Annotated in this window: 1 pseudogene; it reads left to right on the plus strand. The window is 28.9% G+C overall.

From position 1 onward, the window contains the following. Positions 1 to 28: 28 nt before the first annotated feature. Positions 29 to 242, plus strand: a pseudogene (locus tag AC23MB_RS14515) (nitrilase family protein); the annotation flags it as partial.

The following is a 242-nucleotide window of genomic DNA, read 5'->3' on the forward strand; positions in this document are numbered from 1 at the left end:
TACTTAACTTTAAGAAAGAATTTTAATTATGTCAAAACTTAATATTGTTGGTCTTAACCTCAACATTGTTTGTAAAAATAAAACCGAAAATTACAAAAACATTGAACTTTCTTTAGCTAATGTTGAAGCCGATATTTTTCTTTTGCCAGAAATGTTTTCTAAAGGTTTTTGTATGGATGCAGAAGAAATCGCAGACAGAAACAACGAAACACTTTATTGGATGCAAAGCTTTGGAAAACAAC

Source organism: Soonwooa sp. T0.1_25 (genome assembly GCF_057652215.1).